The organism is Alloiococcus sp. CFN-8, from assembly GCF_049943125.1.
Taxonomy (GTDB): domain Bacteria; phylum Bacillota; class Clostridia; order Clostridiales; family Clostridiaceae; genus JAEXZL01.
This window is the reverse complement of sequence record NZ_CP188040.1, coordinates 50,507-67,194: the sequence shown is the minus strand read 5'-3', so window position 1 is coordinate 67,194 and position 16,688 is coordinate 50,507. Positions and strand designations below refer to the sequence as shown.

The 16,688-nt window shown below is 38.1% G+C and carries 10 protein-coding genes, 25 tRNA genes and 1 pseudogene; 34 read left to right on the top strand and 2 right to left on the bottom strand.

All coding sequences use genetic code 11. The annotated features are described in order from the left end of the window. Nucleotides 1-27: 27 nt before the first annotated feature. From ACPWSR_RS00405 to ligA, 3 genes are all read left to right on the top strand, one after another. Nucleotides 28-360, top strand: coding sequence for a YerC/YecD family TrpR-related protein (locus ACPWSR_RS00405; protein WP_426351337.1), 333 nt, complete (start codon nt 28-30; stop codon nt 358-360). A gap of 226 nt (nt 361-586) precedes the next feature. Continuing rightward, nucleotides 587-2,857 carry a DNA helicase PcrA gene (pcrA, locus tag ACPWSR_RS00400; protein ID WP_426349718.1) on the top strand — a complete coding sequence of 757 codons (2,271 nt, stop codon included), beginning with the start codon at nt 587-589 and terminating at the stop codon, nt 2,855-2,857. A gap of 23 nt (nt 2,858-2,880) precedes the next feature. After that, a complete protein-coding gene (ligA, locus tag ACPWSR_RS00395) occupies nt 2,881-4,875 on the top strand; it encodes an NAD-dependent DNA ligase LigA (RefSeq protein WP_426349717.1) in 1,995 nt (664 codons plus the stop codon). A 47-nt stretch (nt 4,876-4,922) separates the two neighbouring features. Here the strand turns inward: ligA and ACPWSR_RS00390 are convergent, their stop codons facing one another. Next, nucleotides 4,923-5,177, bottom strand: coding sequence for a hypothetical protein (locus ACPWSR_RS00390; RefSeq protein ID WP_426349716.1), 255 nt, complete (start codon nt 5,175-5,177; stop codon nt 4,923-4,925). Between the two features lie 168 nt (nt 5,178-5,345). Between ACPWSR_RS00390 and ACPWSR_RS00385 the strand changes: the two genes are divergently transcribed. Together ACPWSR_RS00385 and ACPWSR_RS00380 are read left to right on the top strand one after the other, a co-directional pair. Beyond that, nucleotides 5,346-6,974 carry an ABC transporter substrate-binding protein gene (locus tag ACPWSR_RS00385; RefSeq protein WP_426349715.1) on the top strand — a complete coding sequence of 543 codons (1,629 nt, stop codon included), beginning with the start codon at nt 5,346-5,348 and terminating at the stop codon, nt 6,972-6,974. 149 nt (nt 6,975-7,123) lie between these two features. Further along, nucleotides 7,124-8,710, top strand: a complete 1,587-nt coding sequence (locus tag ACPWSR_RS00380; protein ID WP_426349714.1) for a multicopper oxidase family protein — start codon at nt 7,124-7,126, stop codon at nt 8,708-8,710. Between the two features lie 57 nt (nt 8,711-8,767). On the opposite strand, the gene ACPWSR_RS00375 is transcribed toward ACPWSR_RS00380, so the two are convergent. Then, on the bottom strand, nt 8,768-10,126 hold the full coding sequence (locus ACPWSR_RS00375) for a hypothetical protein (protein WP_426349713.1): 1,359 nt from the start codon (nt 10,124-10,126) through the stop codon (nt 8,768-8,770). Nucleotides 10,127-10,377: 251 nt separating this feature from the next. On the opposite strand from ACPWSR_RS00375, the pseudogene rph reads away from it, so the two are divergent. The 29 genes and pseudogenes from rph to ACPWSR_RS00230 all read left to right on the top strand — a co-directional run bounded on the left by rph (nt 10,378) and on the right by ACPWSR_RS00230 (nt 16,475). After that, nucleotides 10,378-11,748: pseudogene (gene rph, locus ACPWSR_RS00370) on the top strand (ribonuclease PH). Nucleotides 11,749-11,758: 10 nt separating this feature from the next. Then, nucleotides 11,759-12,232: a YfcE family phosphodiesterase gene (locus tag ACPWSR_RS00365; protein ID WP_426349712.1), complete on the top strand. Its 474-nt coding sequence runs from the start codon at nt 11,759-11,761 to the stop codon at nt 12,230-12,232. A gap of 115 nt (nt 12,233-12,347) precedes the next feature. Continuing rightward, nucleotides 12,348-12,423 (top strand) — tRNA-Pro (locus ACPWSR_RS00360). A 28-nt stretch (nt 12,424-12,451) separates the two neighbouring features. After that, nucleotides 12,452-12,525 (top strand) — tRNA-Gly (locus tag ACPWSR_RS00355). 4 nt (nt 12,526-12,529) lie between these two features. After that, a tRNA-Arg gene (locus ACPWSR_RS00350) sits at nt 12,530-12,606 on the top strand. A gap of 4 nt (nt 12,607-12,610) precedes the next feature. Beyond that, nucleotides 12,611-12,686: transfer RNA gene (locus tag ACPWSR_RS00345), tRNA-Lys, on the top strand. Between the two features lie 6 nt (nt 12,687-12,692). Beyond that, a tRNA-His gene (locus ACPWSR_RS00340) sits at nt 12,693-12,768 on the top strand. Between the two features lie 3 nt (nt 12,769-12,771). Beyond that, nucleotides 12,772-12,846: transfer RNA gene (locus ACPWSR_RS00335), tRNA-Gln, on the top strand. Between the two features lie 5 nt (nt 12,847-12,851). Beyond that, nucleotides 12,852-12,927, top strand: a tRNA-Lys gene (locus ACPWSR_RS00330). A 39-nt stretch (nt 12,928-12,966) separates the two neighbouring features. After that, a tRNA-Leu gene (locus tag ACPWSR_RS00325) sits at nt 12,967-13,051 on the top strand. A gap of 9 nt (nt 13,052-13,060) precedes the next feature. Continuing rightward, nucleotides 13,061-13,135 (top strand) — tRNA-Gly (locus tag ACPWSR_RS00320). Nucleotides 13,136-13,141: 6 nt separating this feature from the next. Then, nucleotides 13,142-13,218 (top strand) — tRNA-Arg (locus ACPWSR_RS00315). Between the two features lie 17 nt (nt 13,219-13,235). Next, nucleotides 13,236-13,311: transfer RNA gene (locus ACPWSR_RS00310), tRNA-Pro, on the top strand. 28 nt (nt 13,312-13,339) lie between these two features. Next, nucleotides 13,340-13,413 (top strand) — tRNA-Gly (locus ACPWSR_RS00305). Between the two features lie 6 nt (nt 13,414-13,419). Then, nucleotides 13,420-13,496, top strand: a tRNA-Arg gene (locus ACPWSR_RS00300). A 6-nt stretch (nt 13,497-13,502) separates the two neighbouring features. After that, nucleotides 13,503-13,578: transfer RNA gene (locus ACPWSR_RS00295), tRNA-His, on the top strand. A 9-nt stretch (nt 13,579-13,587) separates the two neighbouring features. Next, nucleotides 13,588-13,662, top strand: a tRNA-Gln gene (locus tag ACPWSR_RS00290). Nucleotides 13,663-13,667: 5 nt separating this feature from the next. After that, nucleotides 13,668-13,743 (top strand) — tRNA-Lys (locus tag ACPWSR_RS00285). A gap of 36 nt (nt 13,744-13,779) precedes the next feature. Then, nucleotides 13,780-13,864 (top strand) — tRNA-Leu (locus tag ACPWSR_RS00280). 9 nt (nt 13,865-13,873) lie between these two features. Continuing rightward, nucleotides 13,874-13,948: transfer RNA gene (locus tag ACPWSR_RS00275), tRNA-Gly, on the top strand. A 5-nt stretch (nt 13,949-13,953) separates the two neighbouring features. Continuing rightward, nucleotides 13,954-14,027, top strand: a tRNA-Gly gene (locus ACPWSR_RS00270). Nucleotides 14,028-14,084: 57 nt separating this feature from the next. Beyond that, a tRNA-Arg gene (locus ACPWSR_RS00265) sits at nt 14,085-14,161 on the top strand. A 321-nt stretch (nt 14,162-14,482) separates the two neighbouring features. Then, nucleotides 14,483-14,559 (top strand) — tRNA-Arg (locus ACPWSR_RS00260). A 4-nt stretch (nt 14,560-14,563) separates the two neighbouring features. Then, nucleotides 14,564-14,639, top strand: a tRNA-Lys gene (locus ACPWSR_RS00255). A gap of 98 nt (nt 14,640-14,737) precedes the next feature. Beyond that, a tRNA-Leu gene (locus tag ACPWSR_RS00250) sits at nt 14,738-14,822 on the top strand. A gap of 9 nt (nt 14,823-14,831) precedes the next feature. Continuing rightward, a tRNA-Gly gene (locus ACPWSR_RS00245) sits at nt 14,832-14,906 on the top strand. Nucleotides 14,907-14,911: 5 nt separating this feature from the next. Continuing rightward, nucleotides 14,912-14,985: transfer RNA gene (locus tag ACPWSR_RS00240), tRNA-Gly, on the top strand. Between the two features lie 151 nt (nt 14,986-15,136). Then, nucleotides 15,137-15,706: a GNAT family N-acetyltransferase gene (locus tag ACPWSR_RS00235; RefSeq protein ID WP_426349711.1), complete on the top strand. Its 570-nt coding sequence runs from the start codon at nt 15,137-15,139 to the stop codon at nt 15,704-15,706. A gap of 175 nt (nt 15,707-15,881) precedes the next feature. Continuing rightward, the gene (locus ACPWSR_RS00230; protein WP_426349710.1) at nt 15,882-16,475 is read left to right on the top strand and encodes a hypothetical protein; all 594 of its coding nucleotides are present in this window, start codon (nt 15,882-15,884) and stop codon (nt 16,473-16,475) included. Nucleotides 16,476-16,688: the final 213 nt, after the last annotated feature.

The window sequence follows — 16,688 nt, the reverse complement described above, 5'->3', positions numbered from 1 at the left end:
TATATTATAAAGTGATAAAATGGTAATATCAATAAGCTGAGGAGTGAGAAGATGGGGGAATACAAGTCAAAGCTAGCCAGTGAGGAAATGGACTTTCTATTTGATGCTATACTTAGTCTTGAATCAAAAGAGGAGTGCTATAGATTCTTTGATGATATATGCACAATTAATGAGATAAAGGCTTTGGAGCAGAGACTACAGGTGGCTAAGATGCTGAAGCAGAGAAGAACCTACATAGACATAGCTAGTACAACTGGTGCTAGTACAGCTACTATTTCAAGAATTAACAGAGCTTTAAATTATGGCAGTGATGGATATAACTTAGTTTTTGAAAGAATAGGCTGGAAGGATAAAAAATAAATTGTGAAAAGAGCTTTGCACATGGGTGTAAAGCTTTTCTTTTTGTTTGAAGTCTGATACAAAATTCCATGGTAGAAATAGCAGTGTATAGCTTGAAAATTTATATTTTTTGAATAATTGTATTAATATATTATTATGATTAAAGAATATGTTTTTATGCTATAATTTATAATACAGAACTGTTGTTTGCAATTATTAGCTGTAGAATTATTTAGGGAGTGATTACATGGATCTTAAAAGGTTACTTAATAAAGAGCAATATCAGGCCGCCACTACCACTAAGGGGCCGCTACTTATCTTAGCTGGTGCCGGCTCTGGTAAAACACGGGTGCTCACTTATAGGATTGCCTATATGATAGATGTACTAAAGATTTATCCTTCGCAGATTCTGGCCATAACCTTTACCAATAAGGCAGCAGGAGAAATGAAGGATAGGGTAAGGACTCTTATCGGTGAGGAAGCAGAAAATATGTGGATATCTACCTTCCATTCCTCCTGCGTAAGGATATTAAGAAGAGAAATAGATAAAATAGGCTATACTAAGTCCTTCACTATATATGACACCTATGATCAGAAGTCTCTTATCAAGCAGGTGATAGAAGAGCTAAGTATTAATACCAAGGAGATTAATGAGGGTGAGATACTTAACAAAATAAGCAGGGCAAAGGATAAGCTTATATCTCCCCAGGAGTTTAAGAAGAGAAATGAACGTAATTTCAGAGAAAATAAAATAGCTGATGCTTACATACTCTATCAAAGAAAGCTTAAAAATAATAATGCCCTGGATTTTGATGATATTATTGTAAAGACTATAGAGCTCTTTAGGAAGGCGCCTGAGGTATTGGAGTTTTATCAAAGAAAATTCAAGTACATCATGGTGGATGAATATCAGGATACCAATAAGGCTCAATATGAATTTATAAGGCTTCTAGCAGCAGAGCATAAGAATATCTGTGTTGTAGGGGACGATGACCAGTCTATTTATGGCTGGAGAGGTGCTGATATAAGAAATATATTAGATTTTGAAAAGGACTATCCCAACACCGTGGTGATAAAGCTAGAGCAGAATTATCGTTCTAAAGCAAATATACTAAATGCTGCCAATGAAGTTATAAAAAATAATACTGAAAGAAAAGATAAGGTTTTAAGAACAGAGGATGTACCAGGAGATAAGATTAAGATTTTTAAAGCCTTCAATGATAATAATGAAGCAGAGTTTGTAGCCAGTGAAATCAATAAGGTTTTATATAAAGAGGAAAAGAGCTATAAGGATTTTGCGATTCTTTATAGAACCAATGCTCAATCAAGAATATTTGAAGAGACCTTTATAAGAAAGGATATACCCTACAGACTTATAGGTGGCTTAAAGTTTTATGATCGTAAAGAAATTAAGGATATTATGGCCTATCTAAAGGTTATAAACAATCCTTTAGATGAGGTGAGCTTAAGTAGGATTATCAATGTACCTAAAAGGAATATAGGTGATGCTACTGTAGCCAAGGTTAGAGAATTTGCTCTAGAACAGGAGGATAACCTTTATAATGTGATGGTAGATGTAGAGGACATAACTACCCTTTCATCAAGAAATATATCCAGCATCAAAAAGTTTACGGACCTTATGGAGGACTTTATGGATATGAAGGGACAGCTTTCGGTATCCATGCTCATAGAATATATTTTAGAAAAGACAAAGTATCTAGAAGAGCTTAAGAATTCCAAGAATCCTGAGGATGAAAGCAGAGTGGAAAACCTTAAGGAGCTTGTTTCCGCTGCTGTAGACTTTGAAAGAAATAATGAAGATAAGTCATTAGGTGCCTTCCTGGAGAAGGTAACCCTGGTTTCCGATGTGGATAACTATGATCAGGAATCAGATTCTGTAGTATTAATGACTGTGCACAGTGCCAAGGGACTTGAGTTCCCAGTGGTATTTATGGTTGGGATGGAAAATGGAATTTTTCCTGGGACCCAGTGTTTTAATGATCCTAAGGAGTTGGAGGAAGCTAGAAGGCTCTGTTATGTTGGTATCACAAGAGCTAAGGAAACCCTTTATATGACTCATGCTGAAGTAAGGAGGGTATTTGGTAGAACTGTTGCCTATGCACCTTCAGATTTCTTAAATGAAATAAAAAAAGACCTTATAGAGCATGTGAATGCCGATGGGAAGAAGGCAGCGCCCTCTGAAAGAAGAAGTGGAGGAGCTTACATGGAATATAATAATCCTCACAGCTTAAGAAATAGCTATAAGGGAGGATTTGCAAGCTCTGGTATGAGCTCTTCTCCAAAAAAGACTCTGGAGTCTGTGCTCGGTGGAGCTTCTAGTGGAATATTAACTCCACCAGAGGTTAGTATGGGATTAAAGGTTAAGCACAAAAAGTTTGGAGTAGGTACCATAGTGAGCTTTTCTAACACTGGAGATGATGTGAAGCTTACAGTAGCCTTTGATAAAAATGGAGTTAAAAGCCTCATGCTTTCAATAGCAGCTTTAGAAAAACTATAATTCACTTGTAGGAGAGTAAAAGGATGGAAGAGAAAAGAAATAGAATTGAAGAGCTAGTGGAGCTATTAAATAAATATGCTCATGAGTATTACGTCCTGGATAACCCCAGCGTTCCAGATAAAACCTATGATAAGCTCTATGATGAGCTAAAGGCTTTAGAAAAGGAAACGGGATATCTTCTGCCTTATTCACCCACTCAAAGGGTAGGTGATGTGGTACTGCCTGAGTTTTCTAAGTATACCCATAAGGCTAGGCTTTGGAGCCTCGATAAGGCGCAGAGCCTGGGGGAGCTTAAAGAATGGCATGAGAGAAATCTCAAGTTTGTAAATAATTATAACTTGACTCATGAGGATAAGCTCCCTTCACTGGAGTATGTCCTTACAAAGAAATTTGATGGCCTTACCATAAATCTAACCTATGATGAACAGGGAATTCTTATAAAAGCAGCTACCAGAGGCACTGGTGCCGTGGGAGAGGATGTAACCCTTCAGGCAAAGACAATAAATTCTATTCCTTTAAAAATTAATAATCACAGCACCATAGAAATTCATGGAGAGGCTATCATGACCCGTGAAGCCTTTGAGAAATATAATAGTGAGGCTTTGGTACCCCTTAAAAATCTTAGAAATGGAGCAGCAGGTGCTCTTAGGAATTTAAATATAAAGGAAACAGCAAAAAGGAATCTCTCAGCCTTCTTTTATGATGTAGGCTATAATGAGGGTGAACCTTATAAGTCCTATGAGGAGATGATGTCCTTCATTAGGGAAATGGGCTTTCCAACAGATGATTATTTCATGGTGTGCAGAACTCTAGAGGAAGTAGAGAAGGAAATCAATTATATAGAAGAGGTTCGCTTTCAGTTAAATTATGATATAGATGGTGTAGTTCTGGCTATTAATGATATAAAGACTAGAGAGCTTTTAGGGAATACTGTTAAGTTTCCAAGATGGGCCATAGCCTTTAAGTTTGAGGCTCAGGAGGCAACTACAAAGCTTCTAGAGGTAGAGTGGAATGTAGGCAGGAGCGGAAGAGTTTCTCCTACGGCTATCCTAGAACCTGTAGACCTAGCTGGAGCTACGGTTAAGAGGGCAACCTTAAACAATATGGAGGATATTAAGAGAAAAAATGTTAAGATAGGCTCTGAGGTATTTGTTAGGAGATCTAATGATGTAATACCTGAAATAATGGGAGTTACTGAGGACTCTGTAGAAGGTACTGAGGAGATAGTTCCACCAGAAACCTGTCCTGCCTGTGGTGCTCATATAGTACTTCAGGGAGCTCACTATTTCTGCGAAAATACACTATCCTGCAAGCCTCAAATGGTAAAGACAATAGTTCACTTTGCCAGCCGTTCTGCCATGAACATAGAAGGCTTCAGCGAGAAGACTGCTGAGCAGCTTTTCGAAAAGCTAGATATAAAATCTGTTTCAGATTTATATAGGATTAAGAAGGAGGAGCTCTTAACCCTGGAAAAGTTTAAGGAAAAGAAGTCAACGAATCTTATAAATGCTATAGAGAAGAGCAAAAATTGCAGCCTTGATGCTTTTATATATGCCTTAGGTATACCTAATGTTGGAGCTAAAACTTCCGGCGACCTGGCTAAAGCCTTTAAAACTCTTCAAGGAGTTATTGATGCTACCTTCCCTGAGCTGGTAGCTATACAGGATATTGGGGATATCGTAGCAGAAAGTATTGTTGAATTCTTTAAAGAGGAGAGGGTTCTTAAGATAATAGATGAACTCTTAGAGCTTGGAGTGAAGCCTTCCTTTGAAGAGGTAGAGGTTTCAGAGAGTCCCTTTGAAGGAAAGACAGTGGTGGTTACAGGTTCTCTTAAGAATTATACCAGGACCTCCATCAAAGAAAAATTTGAGTCCTTAGGAGCTAAGGTAGCAGGCAGTGTCAGCAAAAAGACTGACTATGTCCTTGTGGGAGAGGATGCTGGTTCAAAATATCAAAAAGCCTTGGATTTAGGTGTTAAAATACTAAATGAAGAAGAGTTTGAAGCAATGCTTAATTAGCTTTAAAAAGGGTTAGGAGAAATGTTTCTCCTAACCCTTTAAATATATCATTTATTTTCATCAAGTTCTTTGTTTTTACCATCATTATTATTATTATTATTATTATTATTATTATTATTATTATTATTATTTCCATCGAGCCTACAGGCAAGCATATATATATTTTGAGTTATCTTCTCTAAGAGGTAGTTTTGATATCTCATTTGGTTATAAGCCTGATTTGCTAGGATAAAGCCCCAAACAGCTATAAATATTAGTGTTATCATAAATATAATTCCTATAATTTGAAGTGCCAAAAGCATTAGCTATACCTCCGCAGATACAAAGATTAATAATTTATTATAGCATATTATTAAATATTCAGAAATAAAAAAGTGAAGAGTTAAATGTTAAATCCCTTATTTTATCCTGATTAAGTGTAGTTTAATATGGTAATACTTTTAAATATACTAAGGAAGGGGGATGATGAAATGAATAAAAGAGTATTCTTTACTATTATGTTAATTGTTTTATCAATATTATTCTCCGCTTGCATTTATAAGGAAGAAGAACAAAGTTTCACTTCAAATGAGGATAGTTCTATTATATACATGACAGAATCTCTCCCTCAAGGCTTTTCCTCTACCTTAGAGGGCGAAGAAAAATATACATATATATATAAAGGACTATTTGAAGGGTTAGTAGGGAAGGATCAAAAGGGTAATATCATTCCAGTTCTCGCAGAAGCCTGTGATATCAGCGATGATGGACTTCAATATACTTTTACCTTAAGAAAGGATATTTGTTATAACACTGGGGAAAGGATTACCTCTGATACCTTTTTAAATTTTTTTGAGGAGCTTCTTCACAGCTCTCAAGAGGATAAGCTTGCTGAGGGGTTGAAGATGGTATATGGTGTTTTAGATTATCATAAGGAAAATACATCCTTTCAGGGGGTAGCAATAAAAGCTCCCGACGATGATACACTTATCTTTCGTATGAATTATAAAGACGAAGGGTTTTTAGAAGCTTTAGCAGGGGCAGAGTATTATCTTAGACCTATAGACAAAGTGACTAGTTTAATTGAAAATTATAAATCTATAAGCTATACAGGCGCTTTTTATGTTAGTAAGCTTGATGATGATACACTAAGGCTTTCAAGAAGCCCTTACTACCATCAGAAACAGAGCAGGGATAATAGTGACATAATAATAACCCAAGTCCAGGGAGGAGAGGAGGCACTGACAGCTTTTAATATGGGCTTATGTGATATATTTCAAAATCCTCCTCTAAACCAGCTTCCTTATCTAGAAAACCAAGGAGCAGCGGTTAAAACCTATAGTGGAAGCAGCTATGGAATTCAATTTAATATGGAAACCACTGACATTCCTTTCAGAAGGGCTATAGAAAAGATTCTCACTTCCTCACAGGCCTTTTACTCCTTAGAAGGTCTGGAGTTTTCTATGTTTTCTCATGGTAATTCCTTTTATCCTGATAAGGCCTATGAAGGAGATAGTATATTTGCTTCAGGCACTCAGGAGAATACAGTTAACAAATCCTATGCTAAAAGGCAGGTGCTTATAGGAGAAGGGTATTTTAAAGCTTCCCTCATGGAGGATAAAGATAAGCTTTATATTCTATCCTTAGATACTGAGAGAACTAGAAGAATCGGAGGCTATATAGAAAGGTCTTTAGAGGAGCTTTTAGGAGTTAAGGTTGCTATAAGTTATGTAAGTAGTGATAGATTATCGTCAGAAAGCAGGCGAGAGGATTATAGCATGGTTTTATATCCTGTAAAAGCCATTAAGGAAGAAGCTTATTATTTATCCTTTGGAAATAAAGATAATCCAGTTCTCCTCAAGGATGAGAAATATAATAGATTAGTTGAGGAGTATAACAAGGGCTCTAATCAGGATAGAAGTATAATTATTAATTCTCTAAAAAGCTATGTGGAAGAAAATGTTATATTCTTGCCTTTATTTTATGACTTTAACGTGCTATGTAAGAGCAGTGAAATCCAGGAGCTAGTATTTGATGAGGAGGGCTCACTAATGCTGAAGGAACTCTATAAGGATATAGAGAAGGAAGATAATCAGGATATAAAGACTCCAGTGGGGTAGAATTTTATTAAGGATATACTTTTAGTCTTTTTAATCTAAAAATCACTAAAACTCATCAGCTTCATATAATACAATAGGATGTTTTATGATAGAATTTTTGGGTTTAAACATTCTTTAAACTTTAGATGATATCGTGAGGAGTGAATGATTTGAAAGAATTAGGTAAATCGATAGATAAAAGACTCATAAGGGTCAATCCTTCAATACCGTCTACCATACCAAAGTTCGTAGATGAGCTGCCCATTATGCCAAAAGCTAAGGCTGTAAATCCTTATGAAGGTGATAATTATTATGAGATAGAAATGAAGGAAGGGAGACACAGCTTTCATAAAGCTTTCCCTCTTACAAGGATTTGGGGTTATTGTGGAATATATCCAGGTCCAACCATAGAAGCTTTAAGGGATAGAGATATCTATGTAAGATGGATTAATAATCTTCCCTTTAGGCATTTCCTGCCTGTGGATAAAACTCTCCATGGCTCCATTGGAACCCCTGAGGTAAGAACCGTTGTACATCTTCATGGTGCAAATGTAGCCTCTGATAGTGATGGCTCTCCTGATGCCTGGTATACCAGAAATTATGCTTTTACAGGAAAAGCCTTTAGGAATAAGGTTTATAAATATACTAATCATCAGCCAAGCGCAACCCTATGGTACCATGATCACAGCTTAGGTACTACAAGGTTAAATGTATATGCTGGTCTTGCCGGTCTCTATATTCTTAAAGATTTAAATGAGATGACCCTGGGGCTTCCTGAAGGAGAATATGACATACCTCTCTTTATACAGGATAGGACCTTCAAGGAGGATGGCTCATTATTTTATCCTGAGGGGCCGAACCCACCTGTTTCTGTTTCTCCTTCTGTAGTTCCTGCCTTTTTAGGAAATACCATTGCAGTTAATGGAAAGCTTTGGCCTTATTTGGAGGTTGAGCCTAGAAAGTATAGATTTAGAATAGTAAATGGTTCCAATACTAGAGGATATATTTTTGCTCTCGAAAATGGAGAGGATTTCATTCAGATAGGCACTGATGGAGGACTTCTTCATCATCCAGCGGTAATTAATTCCTTTGAGCTGGAGCCTGCAGAGAGGATTGATCTAGTGATAGACTTCTCCAAGTATAAAGGGGAGAGGTTTAAGCTTCTAAATACCGATGAGCCCGAGGATGAGAATCTTGGGGTTATCATGGAGTTTAGGGTTACAAAGAGATTAAAGGGAGAAGATATGAGCAAGGTACCTGAAATGCTATATCCAGAAGAGCATTTAGATGAAGCTATGGCTGAGAGGGTGAGATTACTTCCTTTGAGCGCCTCTCAGGATCATTATGGAAGGCCGATGCTTCTTTTAGATGGCAGGATGTGGAGTGATCCTGTAACGGAAACTCCAATGTTAGATAGTATAGAAGTGTGGAAATTTATAAATACTACTCCTTTTCCACATCCTATTCATATTCACCTTGTACAGTTTAGAATATTATCAAGACAGGCTTATGATGTAGAGAGATATTTAAATGGTGAGGGACTATTCTTAATAGGTGATCCAATACCACCAAGGGACTTTGAAAAGGGCTGGAAGGATACTATGAAAGCAGAACCGGGGATGGTAAGTAGCGTAATCATGCAGTTTAAGGATCATGTAGGAGATTATGTATGGCACTGTCATATATTAGAGCATGAGGATCATGATATGATGAGACCTATTAGGGTTGTTGATATAGGAATTAAAGAAGAATTTTAATAAATATTAGGCTGTCCAAAGAGTCTTGGACTCTTTGGACAGCCTTTTTAATGTTCTTTATTTAATATTCATTTTTTTGTAGTAATTTTCTTTCAAAAAATATAGTATCATAAAGATTGTAGGTAGATTTTTAGTGCTATCAAAGGATAGCTTGCTAGGAGTAAATATATCTTTCTTTTTATTGTATTCCACTGCCTTTAAAAATATAGGTGCATATTCATTTTCAAAGGCTATGGGCATCGTAAGCTTAAATTCCTGTTCCTCAATAAGATTTTCGGAATTTATCTTAAGGCCATAGTACCTCTCAGGAGATTCTAGTGACGGAGGCTCCGGCCAGGAGGTTATCATTCTGCTGAATAATAGTTGATTTTTATAAATTTCTGTGGTGATGAGCTCTGCTTCATCGTCCATAAGGCCAGTGTTTATTAGAGCTATAATATAATAAATTATGTCATCAGAAGAGTATTTTAGATCCTTTTTATCTTGGTTCTTTATAAGTATTTTTCTGCTGTCATCATACAAGGAAAGAAGGTCCTTCATTAGATTATCCCTTCTTTCTCTTAAGGAATCTATGGAACAGGATTCATGAGACAGGGTAAGGTTTATGAGGAATAGGCTGCAGTTATTAATTTTTTCCAAAAGCTTTGGTTTTTCAGAGAGCATGCTGTTCATAAGCTCTATTATATCTAATAAGAGATATTCTACGGAAAGATTTCTGCAGTAGCTGTTGTAGAGATTGAGAGAAAAGGCGATTTTATTGAGCTCCTCAAAGGATTGCTCGTAAAGATTTTCTCTGAATCTACACAAAGCATTGAAAATATCTTCACTGAACCTCTTATAAGGCTCACCTTCCTTGGGGTCAACGAGATAATACTTATAAAAGGCAGTCATCATAGCAGCCTGCTCTGAAAATTTAAACTTACTTTCTTTTGCTTCAAAGGAGAGCTTTTCAGAGGTATCGTCAGAGACATTCTTTTTAATAATAAATACTCCTTGTTCATTTCTTAAGTAAGCGGAGTAGAAATCCAGCTGCTGTCTGGCCATACCCTTATATAGTGTTGCTAAGGTATAAAGAGAGTTGTCTAAATCCTTGAATTTTTCATAATAATCGCAGAGCTCCAGCATAGAGAGAGTCATATATGCACAGCTAGAAGGCACTACTTCCTTCTTAAAGGTACTACTGTCCCAATAAGCATAATCCTTATCCTTTATAATCTTTGGATTTGCTTTTCGGTAGACACATAGAAGTGGTGAAAAATCCTTGATTATGTTAATATCAATGTTAGGGATGTTTTTTTTAACCACCTTAGGATGCATGGTTATCCCACAGCGGGATTTTAATACCAGATGCTTTAAGGCTTCCCTGGCAAAAAAGAATAGCTGGCTTTCCAGGCTTGAGGGCTTTAGAGTGTTCATCCTTAAAAAGGGACCTATATATTTCAAAATTTTCACCTCATTAAATAATCCTTATATATATAATATGAAGAGCAGAGGGCATTATTGCACAATATTAAAAAATAAAAGCAATAATACTCCTTAAGTGAATATTTCACAAGGCTTATTGCAACACTTACATCGTAGGGATTAGGGTGTACTAAAATGTAGTTATGATTTTAATAGAGATAAGTTTATTTTATAAGCTAGAATGAATTATTGGAGGAAACGTTATGCGTGTTGATGGCAGAAGGGCACAGGATGCCTTAAGACCGGTAAAAATAACAAGGAGCTATACAAAATATGCAGAGGGCTCAGTGCTTATGGAAATGGGAGAAACCAAGGTTATTTGTACTGCTTCTATAGAAGATAAGGTTCCACCCTTTTTAAAGGGAACTGGTGAGGGTTGGATAACAGCGGAGTACAGCATGCTTCCAAGGGCCACTGGTGTGAGAAAGCCTAGAGACATAGGGAGACTTAAGCTTGATGGAAGGACCACGGAGATACAGAGGCTAATAGGTAGAGCACTCAGGTCAGTGGTTGATTTAAAAGCCATAGGAGAAAGAACAATATGGATTGACTGTGATGTTATACAGGCTGATGGAGGCACTAGGACTGCTTCTATCACAGGAGCCTTTGTAGCTCTGGTAGACGCTGTTAATAAGCTTCACAAGAAACAGCCTTTTGTAGTCTATCCTATCAGAAGCTTTGTAGCAGCTGTTTCTGTAGGTATAATAGGAGAAGAAAAGCTTTTAGATTTGTGCTATCTAGAGGATTCTAATGCAAAGGTGGATATGAATATAATAATGACTGATGAAGGGGAATTTGTAGAGCTTCAAGGCACTGGAGAAGAAAGTCCATTTACCAGAGGTGATTTAAATGATTTATTAGCCTTAGGGGAGAAAGGAATAAAGAACCTTATAAACATCCAGAAGGAAACCCTTAAGATGGATTGTCTATGGATTGGAACAGGGGAGAGTAAATAGATGAAAAAATTAGTAGTGGCAACTAATAACAGTCATAAGCTTCAGGAGATTAGAGAAATATTAAAGGATGATGAGATAGAGGTTTTATCCCTCAAGGATTTAAATATAGATATAGATGTTGTAGAGGATAAGGATACCTTTATAGATAACGCTAAAAAGAAAGCAGTAGAAATATATAATTATATAGTAAAGAACAACTTAGGTGATTTTATGGTAATGGCTGATGATTCAGGGCTATCAGTGGATTATCTCCATGGAGCTCCCGGGGTATACTCTGCTAGATATTCTGGAGAACATGGGAATACTGCAGAAAATAATAAAAAGCTTTTGAGAGAGCTTCAGGGTGTTCCAAAGGAAAAAAGAAGAGCCAAATTTGTATGCGCCATAGTACTTGTTATATCCAAGGATAATATTATTACCGTTGAGGGAGAGTCTCATGGCTATATTATAGAAGAATTAAAAGGAGAAGGTGGCTTTGGCTATGATCCTCTCTTTTATGTACCTGAATTCAATAAGACCTTTGCAGAAATGCAGGGAGAGGATAAAAATGCTATAAGTCACAGAGGAAGAGCGTTACAGGAGCTTAAAAAGGAGCTAAGTAATAAAATAAACATTTAGGAGGATTAAAGTGGTTATTGCAGTAGTTAGTGATACTCATCATGATAATAAAGCCTTGTTAGATATTTTAGATTATATTGAAAGGGCTGATGTTCTCATTCATTTAGGAGATAATGTCAGGGATGCGCTCTATTTAAAGGAACGCTTTAAGGGTGAAACCTATTTTGTTAGAGGAAACTGTGATGATTATACCTCTGGAGCCAAAGAGCTCCTTATAGAGCTTTCCGGAGTGAAGATATATGCAGTTCATGGACATCATCATGGAGTAAAATTAGGTGATTTAATGCTTTTAGAGGAGGCTAAGGAAAAAGGGGCACGAATTGCCCTCTATGGCCATACCCATATAAGTACAGTAGAGGAAAAGGATGGGGTGTGGCTGATGAATCCAGGCAGCCCGTCTCTTCCAAGAATAAACAGAGCTAGCATTGGTTTCATTGAAATCAGTGAAAATAATGAAATCTACCCATATATATACAATATATAGACGAAATAGATAATAAATCTATAATTTTTATTAAAAAAAGGTGTTGACGTATTAAAGTATATCGTGTAGAATAATCATTGTCGCTGAGAGATGCGGACAGCAAATCACAGTGCAGCGGGGTGTGGCGCAGATGGGAGCGCGCGTGCTTTGGGAGCATGAGGTCGCAGGTTCAATCCCTGTCACCCCGACCATTATCTTCAACTTTTAGTTGATACTTATGCGGGTGTAACTCAATGGTAGAGTTCTAGCCTTCCAAGCTAGCTACGTGGGTTCGATTCCCATCACCCGCTCCAGTATGCGTCTTTAGCTCAGTTGGATAGAGCAACGGCCTTCTAAGCCGTGGGCCAGGGGTTCGAATCCCTTAAGACGCACCATTATGCACCATTAGCTCAGTTGGTAGAGCACCTGACTCTTAATCAGGGTGTCCCGGGTTCGAATCCCTGATGGTGCACCATTCATGGTGGACGTAGTTCAGTTGGTAGAGCGCCAGATTGTGGTTCTGGTTGTCGTGGGTTCGAGTCCCATCGTCCACCCCATATTGGGATGTCGCCAAGCGGTAAGGCAACGGACTTTGACTCCGTCATGCGTAGGTTCAAATCCTGCCATCCCAGCCAAAGGCGGTTCACTAGCTCAGTCGGTAGAGCACATGACTTTTAATCATGGTGTCCGGGGTTCGATTCCCCGGTGAGCCACCACTTTTACAAAGGATGATTGTAACTCAAAGAATAATATTAGCAGGTGTGGCGGAATTGGCAGACGCACTAGACTTAGGATCTAGCGCTTAACGGCGTGGGGGTTCGACTCCCTTCACCTGCACCAATATTCTCTGCGGGAGTGACTCAACGGTAGAGTGTCACCTTGCCAAGGTGAAAGTTGCGGGTTCAAATCCCGTCTTCCGCTCCAGAGTATGCGTCTTTAGCTCAGTTGGATAGAGCAACGGCCTTCTAAGCCGTGGGCCAGGGGTTCGAATCCCTTAAGACGCACCATTTTCTTTGAAGTTTACCGGGGTGTAGCGCAGATGGTAGCGCGCGTGCTTCGGGAGCATGAGGTCGCAGGTTCAAATCCTGTCATCCCGACCACTACTCAAGCTCAAAACTTAAGATATTTGCGGGTGTAACTCAATGGTAGAGTTCTAGCCTTCCAAGCTAGCTACGTGGGTTCGATTCCCATCACCCGCTCCATAATATGCGTCTTTAGCTCAGTTGGATAGAGCAACGGCCTTCTAAGCCGTGGGCCAGGGGTTCGAATCCCTTAAGACGCACCATACATGGTGGACGTAGTTCAGTTGGTAGAGCACCAGATTGTGGCTCTGGTTGTCGTGGGTTCGAGCCCCATCGTTCACCCCATATAAGCCTTGGGATGTCGCCAAGCGGTAAGGCAACGGACTTTGACTCCGTCATGCGTAGGTTCAAATCCTGCCATCCCAGCCAAAGGCGGTTCACTAGCTCAGTCGGTAGAGCACATGACTTTTAATCATGGTGTCCGGGGTTCGATTCCCCGGTGAGCCACCAATTAAAAACAACATAATAAACTAAAGATAAGGACATGCAGGTGTGGCGGAATTGGCAGACGCACTAGACTTAGGATCTAGCGCTTAACGGCGTGGGGGTTCGACTCCCTTCACCTGCACCAAAATTATCTGCGGGAGTGACTCAATGGTAGAGTGTCACCTTGCCAAGGTGAAAGTTGCGAGTTCGAATCTCGTCTTCCGCTCCATATTTGCGGGTGTAACTCAATGGTAGAGTTCTAGCCTTCCAAGCTAGCTACGTGGGTTCGATTCCCATCACCCGCTCCATAAAGAGACAACTGTATAGTTGTCTCTTATTTGTACCTTAACTTAAAAGGATTTCATGCACCCATAGCTCAGCTGGATAGAGTTGCGGACTTCGAATCCGAAGGTCGGGGGTTCGAATCCCTCTGGGTGCGCCAAGAGCGTTGATTTTACTAGTGCTTATAAAATGTGATTTTGTCTTTCGCCGGATTTATCACACTTTTATCACACGAAGTATATCAACGCTCTTTTATGCTTTATTACTGATGATAGGTTCTATAATTTGCTCTTGATGAAGGTGTATTATATTCTATAAATATTCAAAATAAAGTGAATTAGGGAACTTTAAAATAATACTTGAAAAAAGCAATTAGTGATGTTAAAGTATTATTTGTGACTAAGTTCTTCACAAATAAGTTTAGTAATAGCTAGGGTTTAAACAGCATTAATAATCTGCTGCAAACTATAAAAAGCAATATGCGTCTTTAGCTCAGTTGGATAGAGCAACGGCCTTCTAAGCCGTGGGCCAGGGGTTCGAATCCCTTAAGACGCACCATTATGCACCATTAGCTCAGTTGGTAGAGCACCTGACTCTTAATCAGGGTGTCCCGGGTTCGAGTCCCTGATGGTGCACCACTAATGGTGGACATGGGTTAATGAATAGAGAGTATGATTTTCGATTCCCCGATGAACCACCATGTTAAAACAATATATTAAACTAAAGATAAGGACATGCAGGTGTGGCGGAATTGGCAGACGCACTAGACTTAGGATCTAGCGCTTAACGGCGTGGGGGTTCGACTCCCTTCACCTGCACCATAGTTATCTGCGGGAGTGACTCAATGGTAGAGTGTCACCTTGCCAAGGTGAAAGTTGCGGGTTCAAATCCCGTCTTCCGCTCCATATCTGCGGGTGTAACTCAATGGTAGAGTTCTAGCCTTCCAAGCTAGCTACGTGGGTTCGATTCCCATCACCCGCTCCAAAAAGAGACAACTATTTGGTTGTCTCTTTTTTATATATTAGCTTGTTATGTTCATATTTATAATCCAATTGACCATTGATAAAATAGGTGATAATCTATAATAAAATTAATACAAATAAAGAAATAAGTGGAAGATATGGTGGGGTGGAGAATGAATATTTCAATAGAAAAGCTAAATCCAGAAATGTATAATGAATACCTCTATTATTTCGATAATATAGGTTTTGCTGATCATGAAGAATGGTCTGCTTGCTATTGCTTGGAAAGTCATTTAAGTATAGAAGATAATGAAAAATATAAAGAGAAAAATGAACGTAGGGAGAAGGCTAAAGAATTTATTCAGAATGGTATTATGAATGGATATCTAATTTATGATAGTGAAAATATAGTAGGCTGGTGTAATGCTGGTGATAAGATAGATTACGAACCTATCTGCAGCAATGAAGAGTTTTTAACAGATTCTTTAGAACGTGGAAAAGTAAAGGTTTTATATTGTATCGATATTGCTCCTGGATATAGAGGCAGGGGAATTGCAGATATAGTTATAGAAAAAGTATGTGAAGATGCCAAGCAGGAAGGTTATTCATATGTAGAGGGTTATCCTTTTGCTGATATTGATAGACCATTTCAATTTAAAGGTCCATTTCGTTTATATGAAAAGCACGGATTTGAGTTGTTTCAGAAAAAATCACGGTTTTATATTATGCGTAAAAAACTATAAACCTCAGTTAATAAACATCGATAAACACTATAAGAAATTAATACATATAATAATCTCATTTTCAGTTGTTATTGATTTTATTCTATAAAAACATTAAAAAAAGGTATTTAAACCATTTTGTAGAAATAATATTGTATTTGAATATTATCTAGCTTTTAGAAGGAAGGGGTATATTATGAAAAAGGATAAGCTTATTGTGAGAATAACATCAGCCGCTGTAATTATATTTATAATTGGCATAGTTATTATGAATGATTATTGGGAACAAAAGGTTATGGGATCCGAAAAGCTAAGAACTGATCATGAGGAAAGAGAAGAAATAGCTTCTGAAGATGAAGAGGAGATAAGTGGTTTTGCAGCAGATAAGGCTTCTGAAAATATAGTAACACCAATGATAAATGAAATAGAAGAAGAGATGGAACAAGATATGGAGGGTTCCACTGGAGAACTTACCGAGGAGTCAACAGTGGAAGATCATAGGGTAACAAAGCCTAAAGAAACAACTAACAATACACGGCCTAGAGAAGCTGCTCAGCCTGCACCAGTACCTGCACCTGCACCTGCACCTTCTCCAGTACCAGAATCAGAGCCGATATCAGAACCGGTGACGAGTCCTGAAGAACCTCCTGCACAGATTCCTGAACCAGAAGCAAGTCCTGAAGAAAATCCGACTCCAGATCCAATTCCTGAGGTAGATCCAAACCCAGAAGTAGACCCGGCTCCAGAAGTAACACCTGATCCTGAATCAGAGCCGATATTAGAACCATAGGAGAATCAAAGGGATAATATGAAACCATATAGAAGATAGATAATATATTGAAGTAATAGTATGAATGAATAAAAAGATAAAAATGAACAAAACACTATAAGGATATTTCCATAGTGTTTTGTTTTTGTGAGTTAATGCAAAGACTGGTTCTCTTAATATGCAAATACGAAACAGAATAGGCCAATAATTTAAAGCAAAAGTCCTTCAAGAAAT

What these genes read in the sequence shown, in the direction of transcription:
- ACPWSR_RS00385 (WP_426349715.1), top strand. Translation starts at nt 5,346, where the DNA reads ATGAATAAAAGAGTATTCTTTACTATTATGTTAATTGTTTTATCAATA.
- ACPWSR_RS00375 (WP_426349713.1), bottom strand. Translation starts at nt 10,126, where the DNA reads ATGAACACTCTAAAGCCCTCAAGCCTGGAAAGCCAGCTATTCTTTTTT.
- pcrA (WP_426349718.1), top strand. Translation starts at nt 587, where the DNA reads ATGGATCTTAAAAGGTTACTTAATAAAGAGCAATATCAGGCCGCCACT.
- ligA (WP_426349717.1), top strand. Translation starts at nt 2,881, where the DNA reads ATGGAAGAGAAAAGAAATAGAATTGAAGAGCTAGTGGAGCTATTAAAT.
- ACPWSR_RS00390 (WP_426349716.1), bottom strand. Translation starts at nt 5,177, where the DNA reads ATGCTTTTGGCACTTCAAATTATAGGAATTATATTTATGATAACACTA.
- ACPWSR_RS00230 (WP_426349710.1), top strand. Translation starts at nt 15,882, where the DNA reads ATGAAAAAGGATAAGCTTATTGTGAGAATAACATCAGCCGCTGTAATT.
- ACPWSR_RS00235 (WP_426349711.1), top strand. Translation starts at nt 15,137, where the DNA reads ATGAATATTTCAATAGAAAAGCTAAATCCAGAAATGTATAATGAATAC.